Source organism: Streptomyces sp. NPDC005202 (assembly GCF_040608235.1).
Lineage (GTDB): Bacteria > Actinomycetota > Actinomycetes > Streptomycetales > Streptomycetaceae > Streptomyces.
Map to the genome: position 1 here is coordinate 36,686 of NZ_JBEXHW010000004.1, position 14,376 is coordinate 51,061.

General features: G+C 70.0%; 14 protein-coding genes and 2 pseudogenes. 10 read left to right on the forward strand and 6 right to left on the reverse strand.

Annotated elements, in window-relative coordinates; all coding sequences use genetic code 11:
• Window positions 1-176: 176 nt before the first annotated feature.
• On the reverse strand, window positions 177-491 hold the full coding sequence (locus ABZV31_RS09130) for an AzlD domain-containing protein (protein ID WP_355890234.1): 315 nt from the start codon (window positions 489-491) through the stop codon (window positions 177-179).
• Between the two features lie 40 nt (window positions 492-531).
• The gene (locus ABZV31_RS09135) at window positions 532-1,239 is read right to left on the reverse strand and encodes an AzlC family ABC transporter permease (RefSeq protein ID WP_355890237.1); all 708 of its coding nucleotides are present in this window, start codon (window positions 1,237-1,239) and stop codon (window positions 532-534) included.
• Between the two features lie 68 nt (window positions 1,240-1,307).
• Here ABZV31_RS09135 and ABZV31_RS09140 point away from each other — a divergent pair, with 68 nt between their 5' ends.
• Entirely contained in the window at window positions 1,308-1,889 is a 582-nt protein-coding gene (locus ABZV31_RS09140) for an XRE family transcriptional regulator (protein ID WP_355890240.1), read from the forward strand.
• 137 nt (window positions 1,890-2,026) lie between these two features.
• Here the strand turns inward: ABZV31_RS09140 and ABZV31_RS09145 are convergent, their stop codons facing one another.
• On the reverse strand, window positions 2,027-2,230 hold the full coding sequence (locus ABZV31_RS09145; RefSeq protein ID WP_004984723.1) for a cold-shock protein: 204 nt from the start codon (window positions 2,228-2,230) through the stop codon (window positions 2,027-2,029).
• Between the two features lie 301 nt (window positions 2,231-2,531).
• Between ABZV31_RS09145 and ABZV31_RS09150 the strand changes: the two genes are divergently transcribed.
• The 4 genes from ABZV31_RS09150 (at window position 2,532) to ABZV31_RS09165 (ending at window position 5,771) form a co-directional block, all read left to right on the forward strand.
• The gene (locus ABZV31_RS09150; protein ID WP_355890244.1) at window positions 2,532-3,380 is read left to right on the forward strand and encodes a menaquinone biosynthesis protein; all 849 of its coding nucleotides are present in this window, start codon (window positions 2,532-2,534) and stop codon (window positions 3,378-3,380) included.
• 283 nt (window positions 3,381-3,663) lie between these two features.
• Window positions 3,664-3,816, forward strand: a complete 153-nt coding sequence (locus ABZV31_RS09155; protein WP_355890247.1) for a hypothetical protein — start codon at window positions 3,664-3,666, stop codon at window positions 3,814-3,816.
• Window positions 3,817-4,117: 301 nt separating this feature from the next.
• Window positions 4,118-5,317, forward strand: coding sequence for a cyclic dehypoxanthinyl futalosine synthase (mqnC, locus tag ABZV31_RS09160; protein WP_355890250.1), 1,200 nt, complete (start codon window positions 4,118-4,120; stop codon window positions 5,315-5,317).
• Between the two features lie 7 nt (window positions 5,318-5,324).
• On the forward strand, window positions 5,325-5,771 hold the full coding sequence (locus tag ABZV31_RS09165) for a hypothetical protein (RefSeq protein WP_355890252.1): 447 nt from the start codon (window positions 5,325-5,327) through the stop codon (window positions 5,769-5,771).
• An 11-nt stretch (window positions 5,772-5,782) separates the two neighbouring features.
• Here ABZV31_RS09165 and ABZV31_RS09170 read toward each other — a convergent pair.
• Window positions 5,783-6,806, reverse strand: a pseudogene (locus tag ABZV31_RS09170) (chitinase).
• 307 nt (window positions 6,807-7,113) lie between these two features.
• Between ABZV31_RS09170 and ABZV31_RS09175 the strand changes: the two are divergent.
• The 4 genes and pseudogenes from ABZV31_RS09175 to ABZV31_RS09190 all read left to right on the forward strand — a co-directional run bounded on the left by ABZV31_RS09175 (window position 7,114) and on the right by ABZV31_RS09190 (window position 11,818).
• Entirely contained in the window at window positions 7,114-7,560 is a 447-nt protein-coding gene (locus tag ABZV31_RS09175) for a hypothetical protein (protein WP_355890255.1), read from the forward strand.
• Between the two features lie 17 nt (window positions 7,561-7,577).
• Window positions 7,578-9,965 (forward strand): annotated as a pseudogene (locus ABZV31_RS09180) (bifunctional polysaccharide deacetylase/glycosyltransferase family 2 protein).
• Window positions 9,911-11,092 (forward strand): acyltransferase, encoded by a 1,182-nt coding sequence (locus tag ABZV31_RS09185; protein ID WP_355891186.1) that lies wholly within the window; start codon window positions 9,911-9,913, stop codon window positions 11,090-11,092. Before ABZV31_RS09180 ends, ABZV31_RS09185 begins: the two are co-directional and overlap by 55 nt.
• Before the next feature lie 30 nt (window positions 11,093-11,122).
• Window positions 11,123-11,818, forward strand: a complete 696-nt coding sequence (locus ABZV31_RS09190) for a demethylmenaquinone methyltransferase (RefSeq protein WP_355890262.1) — start codon at window positions 11,123-11,125, stop codon at window positions 11,816-11,818.
• 133 nt (window positions 11,819-11,951) lie between these two features.
• Here the strand turns inward: ABZV31_RS09190 and ABZV31_RS09195 are convergent, their stop codons facing one another.
• Both ABZV31_RS09195 and ABZV31_RS09200 read right to left on the reverse strand, forming a co-directional pair.
• Window positions 11,952-12,290: a PASTA domain-containing protein gene (locus tag ABZV31_RS09195; RefSeq protein WP_355890264.1), complete on the reverse strand. Its 339-nt coding sequence runs from the start codon at window positions 12,288-12,290 to the stop codon at window positions 11,952-11,954.
• Between the two features lie 93 nt (window positions 12,291-12,383).
• Window positions 12,384-12,890, reverse strand: coding sequence for a GNAT family N-acetyltransferase (locus ABZV31_RS09200; RefSeq protein ID WP_355890267.1), 507 nt, complete (start codon window positions 12,888-12,890; stop codon window positions 12,384-12,386).
• Between the two features lie 99 nt (window positions 12,891-12,989).
• Here ABZV31_RS09200 and ABZV31_RS09205 point away from each other — a divergent pair, with 99 nt between their 5' ends.
• Window positions 12,990-14,273, forward strand: a complete 1,284-nt coding sequence (locus tag ABZV31_RS09205) for a geranylgeranyl reductase family protein (protein ID WP_355890270.1) — start codon at window positions 12,990-12,992, stop codon at window positions 14,271-14,273.
• The last annotated feature ends 103 nt before the right edge of the window (window positions 14,274-14,376 follow it).

Genomic DNA, 14,376 nt, shown 5'->3' on the forward strand with positions numbered 1-14,376 from the left:
CCCTACAGCCGACCGCCCCTGACGGGCCATGCCCGCCTACAGCCGACCGCCCCTGACGGGCCAGCCCGCCTACAGCCGACCGCCCCTGACGGGCCATGCCCGCCCACAGCCGACCGCCCCTGACGGGCCATGCCCACCTCCCGACAGGCCACGCCCGCCTACAGCTGACCGCCCCCTCACGTCACCCCGACCGCCCGTAGCGCCGCCGTCGTCACCGCCGCGCCCAGCACCACCACCGCGAACGGCGCCCGCCGCCACGCCAGAACGGCGCCCGCCAGCACCCCGGCCGGCCGCGCCCACCCCGCGAAGCCGCCGCCCTCGGTCAGCGCCCCCGTGGCGAGCAGGGCGACGAGCAGGACGACCGCACCGGCGGACAGCAACTCCTGCACCCGTACGGGAAGCTCGATCCGCCCGTGCAGCATCGGCCCCACCAGCCGGAAGGCATACGTCCCGACAGCCAGGGCCAGGATCACGGCCACCGTCGAGCTCACGCGGCCCACCTCCGCCGGCGGAGGACGAGCTCGGTCACCCTCACGCCGCCCGCCTCCTGCCGTACGAGCCGTACAGGACGAGCCCCGTCAGCGCCAGCAGCACCGGCACCCCCGCCGGGACGGCCGGCGTCGCCGCCAGGGCCACCGCCGCGCCGAGCAGTGCGGCCCGTCGTACGGCCCCGTCCTTCCGCAGGACCGGCAGCACCAGGGCGACCAGCACCGCCGGGAAGGCGGCGTCCAGGCCGTACGTGTCCGTGTCGCCCAGCGCGCTCCCGGCGAGCGCCCCGGCCAGCACGCCCGTGTTCCACACGGCGAACAGGCCGAGCCCGGAGATCCAGAACGCCGCCCGCCGCCGTACCGGGTCCGTCTGGGCCAGCGCGAAGGCCACTGTCTCGTCGGTCACGAGGTGGGCGCCGAGGAGGCGGGCCAGGCGGACCCGGCCGAGGATGTCCGCGACGGCGAGGCTGAAGGCGGCCGTGCGGGTGTTCAGCAGCAGGCCCGTGGCCGCCGCGGCGAGCGGGCCGCCGCCGGCCAGCAGCACGCCGACCGCGCTGAACTGGGCCGAGCCCGCGTACACCACCAGCGACATCACCACCGGGACCCAGACCGGAAGGCCGCCGGCGACCGCGATGGCGCCGAACGACACGCCGACGACCCCGCCGGCGACGCAGACGAGGGCCACGTCACGGAGCAGCTCGGGGTCACGGGCGGCCGTGGGGACGCGGGATGTTCGCTGTGCCGAACGCATGTTTTCTGCAATGGACAGCAACCGTCGCGTTCGTCAAGCCGAACAGTCGTACTTCTGGAGCGAACGACATGTCCGATACCCCGGCGCCCTCACCGCCCCCCTCCCGCCTTCCGCTCGACTGGATCGCCGCCTCTCTCCGGCGCGAGCGCACCCGCGCCGGGCTGTCCCTGACCGAGCTGGCCAAGCGGGCCGGCATCGCCAAGTCCACGCTGTCGCAGCTGGAGGGGGCGGGGGGCAACCCGAGCATGGAGACGATCTGGGCGCTGGCGGTGGCGCTCGGCGTGCCGTTCAGCGCGCTGGTGGAGCCGCCGGCTCCGGCCGTTCAGGTGATCCGCGCGGGCGAGGGGCCCACCGTCCACTCCGAGCAGTCCAGCTATCTCGCGACGCTGTTGTCGGCGAGCCCGCCGGGGGCGCGGCGCGACCTTTATTACGTATGGCTGGAGCCCGGCACCGTCCGCGATTCGGATCCGCACATTCCCGGGACGGTGGAGCACATCGTGGTCAGCGCGGGGAAGGTGAAAGCGGGGCCACGTGGGGAAAGCGTGGAGCTCGAGGCCGGCGATTACATGTCGTATCGCGGTGACCTGCCGCACGCGTACGAGGCACTGGCGCCGGGGACGAAGTTCGTGCTGGTTATGCAGCACGTGTGAGAGACGAAGGATTTCGCGGAGAATTCACCGAACGGACGACAGGGATTCCCGCAAGGCAGGAGCCCCGTCGCCTGATGGCGCGGGGCTCCTTGGGTTCTGCTATCCGTTCCGGATCAATGGTCGGAGACTCGGGAGTCTCAGACCGGGGTGACGTTCTCCGCCTGCGGGCCCTTCGGGCCCTGGGTCACGTCGAAGGAAACCTGCTGGTTCTCTTCGAGGGAGCGGAAGCCGGTCGCGTTGATCGCGGAGTAGTGGACGAAGACGTCGGGGCCGCCGCCTTCCTGGGCGATGAAACCAAAGCCCTTTTCGGCGTTGAACCACTTCACGGTTCCGGTAGCCATAAGCCCTCCTTGGGCCCAAAGGGTCGCCCTGCTCCAGAACCTGCAAGTGTGATACCGGCACCGCCGCACCAACTGCATACGTCTGAAAACGACCAGAGCCCGCGGTCACATGCTCCGCAGGCTCTGTACTGCAAGGGAAACCAAACTGCAACTTGCGGCGAGCCTAGCACGCGGGCACGCGAAAGCAATAGAGGCCAAGATCACGTCACCCAGATGTTTGAAGGCTCTGGGGAGAGGTTGACGCAGAGGGGGAGGAGGGGGTGGAGGCCGGTCCGGGCGGCGCACGGTCTAGCCTCCCGATGTGGACAATTCTCGCACCCGGCCGCGTGTCGGCCACATCCAGTTCCTCAACTGCCTGCCCCTGTACTGGGGGCTCGCGAGAACGGGCACGCTCCTCGACTTCGAGCTCACGAAGGACACCCCGGAGAAGCTCAGCGAGCAGCTGGTGCAGGGAGACCTCGACATCGGACCGATCACCCTCGTCGAGTTTCTCAAGCACGCGGACGACCTCGTCGCCTTCCCCGACATCGCCGTCGGCTGCGACGGCCCGGTGATGTCCTGCGTGATCGTCTCGCAGGTCCCGCTGGACCGGCTGGACGGCGCCCGGGTCGCGCTCGGCTCGACCTCCCGCACGTCCGTCCGCCTCGCCCAACTGCTGCTGGCTGAGCGCTACGGTGTACGACCGGACTACTACACCTGCCCGCCCGACCTGAGCCTGATGATGCAGGAGGCGGAGGCCGCGGTGCTCATCGGGGACGCGGCCCTGCGCGCCAACCTGCTCGACGGGCCCCGTTTCGGGCTCGACGTGTACGACCTGGGCGCCCTGTGGAAGGAGTGGACGGGGCTGCCGTTCGTGTTCGCGGTCTGGGCGGCGCGCCGGGACTACCTCGAGCGTGAGCCGGTCATCACCCGCAAGGTGCACGAGGCCTTCCTCGCCTCCCGCAACCTGTCGCTGGAGGAGGTCGGCAAGGTCGCCGAGCAGGCGGCCCGCTGGGAGGCCTTCGACCAGCAGATCCTCGAGCAGTACTTCACCACCCTCGACTTCAGCTTCGGCGGCCCGCAGCTGGAGGCCGTCGCGGAGTTCGCCCGCCGGGTCGGGCCGACGACCGGCTTCCCGGCGGACGTGAAGGTGGATCTGCTGCAGCCATAAGGGGGGCGGCCCTTCGGCACTACCCTGCTGGGAGAGGCGTACGGGGGAGGGGTGGACGCCATGCAGCCGCTCGAAGTCGACGAACCCACCGTCGTGGGGCCCTACCGGCTGCTCGGCCGGCACTGTCACCGCGCTCGGACAGGATCTGCCCGGCGGCACCTACGACATCGTCATCCGTCAGGGCAGGCTCGGCGGGGTCGTCGGTTCGGTCACCCAGACCGACGCCCTCGGGGGCGCGTGCGTCGACGTACTCACTCTCAAGTCGGCCACGGTCGGGGAACTGGTGGCCGTCGGGCGCGGGAAGCAGGGCAATCCGTCGCACTGCGTCCAGGACGCCCACCAGGTGCGTCTGCGCCCCGACGGCAAGGCGCTGGAGTTCACCTCCGTCGACCCGAAGGCCGGCAACCCGAAGGCCCGCGTGGAGCGCTTGGACTGAGCTCGGATTCGAGTGCCCGGTGACCCGGAGATGGGCCGGTGGACCCGGAGACGGCCTGGTGGACCCGGAGACGGGCCCGTGAGCCCCGAGACGGGCGATCCCCTCTGCTTCGACTACGTCGCGGTCTCCGACGAAATGCCGTACTGAGCCGCCTGATCGGCGCGTATGCGGCCTGACGTCGGCCCGGGAAACGGCTGGCGTAGTCTGGATCGGTCCGTCCGCCCACCGTCTCCCACCACCACCCTTGTACAGAGCGCTTCGCGCACAGTCCATGATCAACCCTTACGAAAGGGACGCTCCGGTGACCGAGAAGGCCGACCTCCAGTCCGTCCTCGACCGTGCCGCCGCGGGCGGGCGGATCACCCCCGAGGAGGCGCTCGACCTCTACCGTCACGCGCCGTTGCACGCCCTCGGCGCCGCCGCCGACGCCGTGCGCCGCCGCAAGTACGCGGGCACCGAGCACATCGCCACGTACATCATCGAGCGCAACATCAACTACACGAACGTGTGTGTCACGGCGTGCAAGTTCTGCGCCTTCTACGCGGCCCCCAAGGACACCGAGAAGGGCTGGACGCGGGACCTGGACGACATCCTGCGCCGCTGCGCCGAGACCGTCGAGCTCGGCGGCACGCAGATCATGTTCCAGGGCGGTCATCACCCGGACTACGGCGTGGAGTACTACGAGAAGCACTTCCGCGCCATCAAGGAGGCGTTCCCGCAGCTGGTGATCCACTCGCTGGGCGCGTCCGAGGTGGAGCACATGGCGCGGATCTCCGGCGTGAGCGTCGAGGAGGCCATCAGCCGGATCCACGCCGCCGGTCTCGACTCCTTCGCCGGCGCCGGCGCCGAGCTGCTGCCGGAGCGGCCGCGCAAGGCCATCGCCCCGCTGAAGGAGTCCGGCGAGCGCTGGCTGGAGATCATGGAGACGGCGCATCGGCTGGGCGTGGAGTCCACCTCCACGATGCTCATGGGCACCGGCGAGACCAACGCCGAGCGCATCGAGCACCTGCGGATGATCCGTGACGTCCAGGACCGCACGGGCGGCTTCCGGGCCTTCATCCCGTACACCTACCAGCCGGAGAACAACCACCTGAAGGGCCGCACCCAGGCCACGATCTTCGAGTACCTGCGGATGATCGCGATCGCGCGCCTCTTCCTCGACAACGTGATGCACATCCAGGGCTCGTGGCTGACCACCGGCAAGGACGTCGGCCAACTGACCCTGCACTACGGCGCCGACGACCTCGGCTCGATCATGCTCGAGGAGAACGTCGTCTCCTCGGCCGGCGCCAGGCACCGTTCCAACCGACTGGAGATCATCGACCTGATCAGGAAGGCGGGGCGGGTTCCGGCGCAGCGCTCCACCACGTACGAGCACCTCGTCGTGCACGACGACCCGGCGAACGACCCGGTCGACGACCGCGTGATGTCCCACATCTCCTCCACGGCGATCGAGGGCGGGACGGCTCACCCGGAGCTGAAGCTGCTCGCGTCCAACTGACCGGCCCGTGCTGACGATTCACGCCGCGGACGAGGTCCGGTACACCTGGGACTCCGAGCCTGTGAAGGAGGGTGCCGTCGCCGTCGAGGGCACCCGGGTCGCCGCCGTGGGACCGCTCGCCGAGCTGACGGAACGTTTCCCGTCGGCGCGCGTACGGCGCTGGACGGGCGTCCTCGGGCCCGCGCGCGTCCACGAAGGGCCGCTCCCCGACGCGCCGAGTCCGCGTGAGCGCGTCCACGCGGTGCTGAAGCTCGGGGCGACGGCGGTCCTGGAGGAGTACGTCGACGCGCCCGAACTCCGGGCCGCCGCCGAACGGAACGACGTCGGTGTCCTTCCGCGTACGCGACCGGCGGTCGTCGGGGAGGGCGGCCGCGCCGACCTCGCCGCCTTCGACGAGACCGGCGCCTGCATCGCCACGGTCTGCGCGGGGCGGCTCGTCCACCGCCGCCGCTGACGCCTCAACCCTCATCCCGAGAACGCCTCCGCGAACGCCCCCGAACTCTGCGTCACCCCGCTGCAGTCGGTGGCCGCGCCGTCCGACTCGCCCTCCGTGCACTGCTGGTCCCGGAAGGCCGACCACATCGACACCCAGGCGATCTTCTTCTCCTCGGCGAAGGAGCGCACCTGGGCCGCGTCGGAGAGCGTGAAGGTCTCGCCCCGGATGTCGTTGACGCCGATCATCGAGGTGAGCGCCATGCCCTGCCAGGCGCCCTCGTCCGACAGCCCGAAGGCCTTCTTCAGCTGGGTGTGGGCGGCCTTGGCCGCGGTGACGGCGTAGTCGCCCATGTCGCCGGTGTACGACTCGCCGTAGTTCATGGTCATGAGGTCGACGGTGGAGACCTGGACGTCGTACTTGTTCGCGGACTCCAGCAGGGCCAGGCTGCCGGCGTCCAGGCCGGACGGCATCACCGGGAGCGTGAAGGAGACCTTCAGGGCGGGACGCTCCTCTGCAACTGCGCGATCGCCCGGGAACGCAGGGCGACGGAGGCGGAGTCGGTCAGCTCGTCGCCCTCGACGTCGAAGTCGGCCTGGGACGAGCCCGCCGCGTCCAGCGCCTCGCCGTAGGCCTCGGCCAGCGCGGACGCGCTGTCACAGGTCGCCGCCAGCTCCTTGCCGGAGGCTCCGCCGAAGGACACGCGCACCGTGGCGCCGGACTCCTTCAGCTGCGAGATCCGGGACTTCACCGCCGGGTTGCCGATGGCGTGGGTGCCCCGTTCCACTTCGGGGTGCAGCCGCTGCCGTCCGAGACCACGAAGGCGAGGTTGTACGTCGTCGGGGAGCCCGCGGAGTCGGTGTCGGACGCCGTGGTGGCGCTGACGTAGGGGGCGTAGGAGGTGCTCGACGCCGCCGCCTGGGACGGCGCGGCGCTGGTGTGCTCCGGCGCCGCGGGGGCCGCGTCCGAGGTGCCGCCGGAACCCGAGGAGCACCCCGTGACGGTCAGGGTGAACAGGCAGGTGAGCCCGGTTGCCGGCTTCAGGAAAGTCCTCATTGCGCATGCACCAGCTCTCGTGATGTCCGTCTCAGGATCGAAACAAAGTGGGATTCCGAAGTGGAAATGTCTCACACGGGGCTGGGGGTGCCGGGCACAGGAATCGCATGGCCGCCACCTGAATGAGTGGCTGCAAATCGGGCAAATCGAGTGCGCGAATAGGGTGTTTCGGGTGTATCGGTCGGGCTGCGGTTGTGCAGGTGTTCATGGATTCTCTTGGCGAAGAGACAGGTTTCCGGTTTTTTCATGGACGGCTCACAAGAATCCCAGAGATATGGAAAAACAAAGCCTGCCTAATATCCGTGGAATGAATTCCGAGCCTGCCATCGATAACCGCGCCGCAGCGCGCGGGCGCCGCCGCAAACGCGGCAACGGGTCCACCGAGGGGCCCGTGTTCGTTGACACCTCCGGACGCCGGTCGAAGGTGCTGCGCCGGATCGGCCTCCTCGTGGGCCTCGCATGCCTCGCGTACGCAGTCGTGCTCGGCGCGGCCTTCATGGGCTGGGGGACCTCGCTGAACCCCTCCTCGCTGCTGCCCTTCGGAGGTGCCCGGAGCGGCGAGGGCCCGGGCGGCTTCCGGCCGCAGGGCGGCCTGGGCCGCCAGGCCGGCCTGCCCAGCGGCACCCCGTCCGCGCCGCCCTCGGGCGCCGCCACCCCGTCGGCCCTTCCCACGGGCGCCGCCACCTCGTCGGCTCCTTCCACGGGAACCGCCACCCCGTCCTCGTCCGCGTCCGCCGCCGCGGCCGCCAAGTGACCGGAACGCAGCTCCTCATGACTACGACGACGTCCTCACGCGGCCGCAGGCGTGCCCCCACCCGCATCGAGCGGGCGGCAGGCAAGGCCGCGGCGCTGCAGAAACCGCGTGTCATCCTCGCCCTGCTGCTCCTGCTGGCGCTGACCTGCGTGATGCTGCTCGACGGCTATCTGCGCGCCGAGGTCGGCGGCGACCAGCGGGTGCGCACCGGCGCCGGCTCCGGCAACGTGCCGGACATCCTCGACGGCGGACCGATCCTGACCTTCCGGGGCGGGCAGGCCACGACCGTCTCCGTGCCGGACAGGACGATCGTGCTCACCTTCGACGACGGCCCGAACCCCACCTGGACGCCCCAGGTCCTGAAGATCCTTCGGGAGAACGACGTACCCGGCACGTTCTTCCTGGTCGGCTCGATGGTCTCGCGCTATCCGAGCATCGTGAAGACGATGGTCGAGCAGGGCAACGAGGTGGGCATCCACCCCTTCACGCACGTCGACCTGTCGTACCAGAGCGACACCCGCATCGACCGCGAGATGGAACAGACGTAGCTCGCGCTCGCGGGCGCGGCCGGCATCACGACCACGCTGTTCCGTGCGCCGTACTCCCCGGAGACGGACGCCATCGACAACTACAGCCGGCCCGTCTACAAGAAGCTCGGCCAGGACGGCTACACCAGCGTCTTCGTCGACACCGACAGCGACGACTGGAAACGGCCGGGTGTGGCGAACATCGTCAAGTGGGCGACGCCGAAGGGGACCAAGGGTGCGTTGGTCCTCTTCCACGACGCGGGCGGCGAGCGGTCGCAGACGATCAAAGCGCTGCCGCAGTACATCAAGCAGATGAAGGCGAAGGGCTACACCTTCACCACCATCAGCGGGGTCGTCGAGAAGCAGAACGCGGCCGCCCGGCAGGCGGCGGGCACGGCCGCCGGGCAGCAGCAGGCCGCCGGGCAGCAGCAGGCCGGTGAGCCGCAGCAGGCCGGTGGGCAGCAGCAGGCCGGTGAGCCGCAGCAGGCCGGTGGGCAGCAGCAGGCCGGTGGCGCGGCGGAGGCCGGCGCGACCGGCGGGCAGCCCGGTACCGCACCGAACGGGCAGGGCACCGCGGCCGCCACGGCCCGCCTCCAGGCCGCCCACCGCAAGGCCACCGGCACCACCCTCTACGAGCGCAAGGCGCTCATCATGGCCGTCGCCGTCGCCGAGTGGACGGTACCCGCGTTCTCGGCCGGGCTGGTCGTCGTCGGCGTCGCGGTCATGGGCCGCTTCGGCATGATGCTGATCCTCGCCCGCCGCCACTACCGGCAGCGCAACAAACGCCGCTTCACCTGGGGACCGCCGGTCACCCGGCCGGTGAGCGTGGTCGTCCCGGCGTACAACGAGAAGGAGTGCATCGCCAACACCCTCAACTCGCTGGCCCGGAGCACCCATCCGATCGAGATCATCGTCGTCGACGACGGCTCGACCGACGGTACGGCCGACATCGCCGAGTCCCTCGGCATGCCCAACGTGCGCGTCATCCGCCAGGAGAACGCGGGCAAGCCGGCCGCGCTCAACAACGGTGTGGGCAACGCCCGTTACGACATCATCGTGATGATGGACGGCGACACCGTCTTCGAGCCGGACACCGTACGGCAGTTGGTGCAGCCCTTTGCCGACGCCGAGGTCGGCGCGGTCGCCGGCAACGCCAAGGTCGGCAACCGCAACACCGTCATCGGGTCCTGGCAGCACATTGAGTACGTGATGGGCTTCAACCTCGACCGGCGCATGTACGACCTGCTGCGCTGCATGCCGACGATCCCCGGTGCCATCGGCGCGTTCCGGCGGGACGCGGTGCTCCAGGCCGGCGGCATGAGCGAGGACACCCTCGCCGAGGACACCGACATCACCATCGCCATGCACCGCGCGGGATGGCGGGTCGTTTACCAGGAGCACGCGCGTGCGTGGACCGAGGCGCCCGGTTCGCTCAGACAGCTGGGGTCGCAGCGGTACCGGTGGTCGTACGGCACGATGCAGGCGCTGTGGAAGCACCGCTGACGGACAAGGGGCCGTCGGGCCGCTTCGGGCGCGTCGGCATGCCGCTGGTGGTGATCTTCCAGATCGTCACGCCGGTGTTCGCCCCGCTGATCGACGTGTTCACCGTCTACTCGATGATCTTCGTCGACTTCCGGGCGGCCCTGCTGGCGTGGCTGGCAGTGCTGGGCGTCCAGCTGTTGTGCGCCGCGTACGCCTTCCGTCTGGACCGCGAGAAGTACCGTTACTTGCTGATGATGCCGCTGCAGCAGCTGGCGTACCGCCATGATGTACCTCGTCCTCATCCACTCCTGCATCACCGCCCTCACCGGAGGCCGCCTGCGCTGGCAGAAGCTGAAGCGCACGGGCGAGGTCGGGACGCCGGCGGGGGTGAGCTGATGGGGGCGCACAGCAAGGGGGCGGTCCGGAGGGGGGGTGCCGTTGCCGGCACCGCTCACTCGCCTCGGGCGGAATCCCCGCCCCGGCCGAGGACCACCGGACGGGACCGCTACTTCGACACCCTCCGTGCGGTCGCCCTCGTCCGCGTGGTCACCTATCACACCTTCGGGTGGGCCTGGGCCGGCATGGTCTTCCCCTCCATGGGGATCATGTTCGGCCTGGCGGGGACCCTGATGGCGAAGTCCCTTCAGCGCCCGGCGTTCCAGGTGCTCAGGAGCCGCCTGCGCCGGCTCCTGCCGCCCTTCTGGTTCTGGGGCCTGTTCGTGGTGATGGCGATGCTGGTCCACGACTGGATGCCGGGCTGGCAGATCGTCTACTGGGTCGTGCCGCTCGGCGACCCGCCGGGCAACGCCTGGGGCGAGCAGGCCTGGGAGATCCTGTGGTACCTGCGGACGTACCTGTGGTTCGTTCTGCTCTCCCCGCTCTTGCTGCGCGTGTTCCGGCTCGCCCCGGTACCCGTCCTGCTGCTGTCCCTGGCCCCGATCGCCGCCTTCCAGTTCGCCTGGCAGCCGCCGGACAACCGCTTCGGCAGCGCCCTGTGGGACTTGGCGACGTACCTCTTCTGCTGGATCCTCGGCTTCGCCCACCGCGACGGCGTGCTGCAACGCCTGAAGCCGGCCGCGGTCGTCGTGCTCTCGCTCGCCGCGATCGGCTACGGCGGCTGGTACGCCTTCGCGCACCAGACCGTGTACGGCACCTACGACCTGGACGAGAACCCGCTCGCGCAGGCCTTCTGGTCGGCCGGCTTCGTGACGCTGCTGATGTACGTCAAGGCACGCTTCCGCATCGACTTCGCGTGGCTCACCCGCTTCCGGCGGCTGGACCGGTTCGTCACGGTGTTCAACGCGCGGGCGGTGACGATCTACCTCTGGCACGAGATCGCGCTGATTCTGGCCGTCCCGCTGATCGACCGGTTCTGGAACGTGCCCGCCTTCGAGAAGTACCTGCCGCTGGACAGCCAGTGGTTCATGTTCGGCATCGGCTGGATCCTGATCTTCGCGTTCATCCTGCTGTGCGGGTGGGTGGAGGACGTGGCTGCGAAAAAGAAGCCGAGGCTGCTGCCATGATGCCGCACCCCGTACTGCCACAATGGGACGGTGACCCGCGCATCCCTGGACAAGCAGCCGCACGAAGTCGCCTCGATGTTCGACGGCGTGGCGGAACGGTACGACCTCACCAACGACGTGCTGTCCCTCGGTCAGGCCCGGCTGTGGCGCAAGGAGGTCGCGAAGGCGGTCGACGCGCGCCCCGCGCAGAAGGTCCTGGACGTGGCGGCCGGTACGGCGACCTCGTCGCTCCCCTTCACCCGCACGGGCGCGTACGTCGTCCCCTGTGACTTCTCGCTCGGGATGCTCCAGGTCGGCAAGCAGCGGCACCCCTGGCTGCCGTTCACGGCGGGCGACGCGACGCGGCTACCGTTCCAGGACGATGTCTTCGACGCCGTGACGATCTCCTTCGGGCTGCGGAACGTGCAGGACACGGACGCGGCCCTGCGCGAGCTGTACCGGGTGACGAAGCCCGGCGGGCGGATCGTGATCTGCGAGTTCTCGCACCCGACGTGGGCGCCCTTCCGCACCGTCTACACCGAGTACCTGATGCGCGCCCTGCCGCCGGTGGCGCGGGCGGTGTCGTCGAACCCCGAAGCGTACGTCTACCTCGCCGAGTCCATCCGGGCCTGGCCCGACCAGCCCGCACTGGCCGAGCGGCTGCGCACGGCGGGCTGGTCGAAGGTGGCGTGGCGGAACCTCACCGGCGGGATCGTGGCCCTGCACCGGGGGTTCAAGGCGAGCTGACCGCTGCGGGCGGGGCCGGGCCGCTTCAGCCGACGATCGCGTACGGCGGCGTACGGATCAGCCGATGACCGTCTGCGGTTCAGCCGACGATCGCGTGCGGCGGCGTACGGATCAGCCGATGACCGTCTGCGGTTCAGCCCATGACCGCGAATGGAACGCCCGGCTTGTCGAGCTCGCGTTGCAGCCCGCCACTGGGCGGATGCGGCACGCGCGGCTCGCGCACCCCCGCGCCTCCGCCGCCCTCGCCCTCACCGAGGTCGAACCAGACGGTGACGACGGCACCGCGCGGCACCTCGACGCCTGGCTGCGGGGACTGCCGTACGACGTAGTCGACGACGGTGCGGTGGAAGTCGGGCCGGTCGGGCGCGGCGAGCAGCACGCCCCGCGCCTCGGCCGTCTCGCGCGCGTCCACGGCCATCAGTCCGACCAGGCGCGGTACGCGCACTTCGGGTGTCTTGGGTGTTATGTGCACAGACGTCACCCCCAGCGGTACTGGCAGGGTAACTCCCGCCGGGTACCGGCCGGAAGCGTCTTGTGTCTTTCCGTGACCCCCGATTACTCTGGGTTACAGATCGAGTCGGTAGCAGTGTCCCTGCTGCTTCGACGCGGGCGTCACGAAGGTCTCGACCAGGCGCATGCCCAGCCGTTGGGTGACCGCGATCGACCGGGCGTTGCGGGCGTTGACCATCGCCACCACGCTCGGGACGCCCGCCGCCCGAAGCCGCTCCAGCGTCATGTGCGCGGCCGCGGTGACATACCCCTTGCCCCAGTGCGCCCGCCCGAGCCGCCAGCCGATCTCTATTTCGCCGGTGGGACCCCAGTCGCCCGGCCAGGGCTGGGCACCGGTGAACCCGATGACCTGGTCCGAGTCGCCCAGCATGGTCCACAGGCAGAAGCCGTGCTCGGCGTCGTGCCGGCGCTGGCGGGCGGTGAGCTCCTCGTAGACGAACAGCTCCGCGGACCTGCCGCCGTGGAACTCCATGACCTCCGGGTCGTCGAAGATCCGGTGCCAGGCGACGGCGTCCTCGTCGGTGGGGACGCGGAGCCGTACGACGGGGAGAGCTCTGTTCACGGGGGGCAGCCCTTCAGCCGGGTGATCAATTCTGCTGAATAGACTGCCCATGTCCAGTGCCGGTCGGCACGCAGATTTCGAACTTGGGGAGATCCCGCCGTGACCGAGCCCCTCTCCGACAACACCGCCGATGTGATCGTCGTGGGCGCGGGGCCAGCCGGCTCCACCACCGCGTACCACCTGGCCCGGGCCGGACTCGACGTACTCCTGCTGGAGAAGACCGAGTTCCCGCGGGAGAAGGTCTGCGGCGACGGGCTCACCCCGCGCGCCGTCAAGCAGCTCGTGGCGATGGGCATCGACATCTCGGAGGAGGCCGGCTGGCTGCGCAACAAGGGCCTGCGCATCATCGGCGGCGGGGTCCGCCTCCAGCTGGACTGGCCTGATCTCGCCTCCTTCCCCGACTACGGACTCGTCCGCAAGCGCGACGACTTCGACGAGCAGCTCGCCCGGCAGGCCCAGAAGGCGGGCGCGCGCCTGTACGAGCGCTGCAACGTCTCCGGCCCGATCGTCGACGACCGCACCGGCCGCATCACCGGCGTGACCGCCAAGCTGGGCGAGGAGAAGCGCGAGGTCACCTTCCACGCGCCGCTCGTCGTCGCCGCCGACGGCAACTCCACCCGGCTGTCCCTGGCGATGGGCCTGCACCGCCGCGAGGACCGGCCGATGGGCGTCGCGGTCCGGACGTACTTCACCAGCCCGAGGCACGACGACGACTACCTCGAGTCCTGGCTGGAGTTGTGGGACCGGCGCGGCCCGCAGGACCGTCTCCTGCCCGGCTACGGCTGGATCTTCGGCATGGGCGACGGGACCTCGAACGTGGGCCTGGGCGTCCTGAACACCTCCGACTCCTTCAAGGAGCTGGACTGGCGTGAGGTGCTGAAGGCCTGGTGCGCGTCGATGCCGGAGGACTGGGGATACACGCCGGAGAACATGACGGGTCCCATCCGGGGCGCCGCCCTGCCCATGGCCTTCAACCGCCAGCCCCACTACACCAAGGGCCTGCTGCTCGTCGGCGACGCCGGCGGCCTGGTGAACCCCTTCAACGGCGAGGGCATCGCCTACGCCATGGAGTCCGGCCAGATCGCCGCCGACGTCATCGTCCAGGCGCAGGCGCGATCGACGCCTGCCCAGCGCGAACTCGCCCTGCAGCGCTACCCGCGCGTCCTCAAGGACACCTACGGCGGCTACTACACGCTGGGCCGCGCCTTCGTGAAGCTCATCGGGAACCCGAAGGTCATGCAGATCGCCGCCCAGCGCGGTCTGACCCATCCGCTTCTGATGAAGTTCACCCTCAAGCTCCTCGCCAACCTCACCGACCCGACGGGCGGTGACGCGATGGACCGCATCATCAACGGGCTGAGCAGGGTGGCGCCGAAGGCGTGAGCCGGACAGGTTCTCCGGGGGCGCTCGCTGTGCGGTGAGCGCCCCCTGCGCGTTGTGAGGATGCTGTGGGTGGCTGGGATTGGGGCTTCCTCCCTCGGGAGCC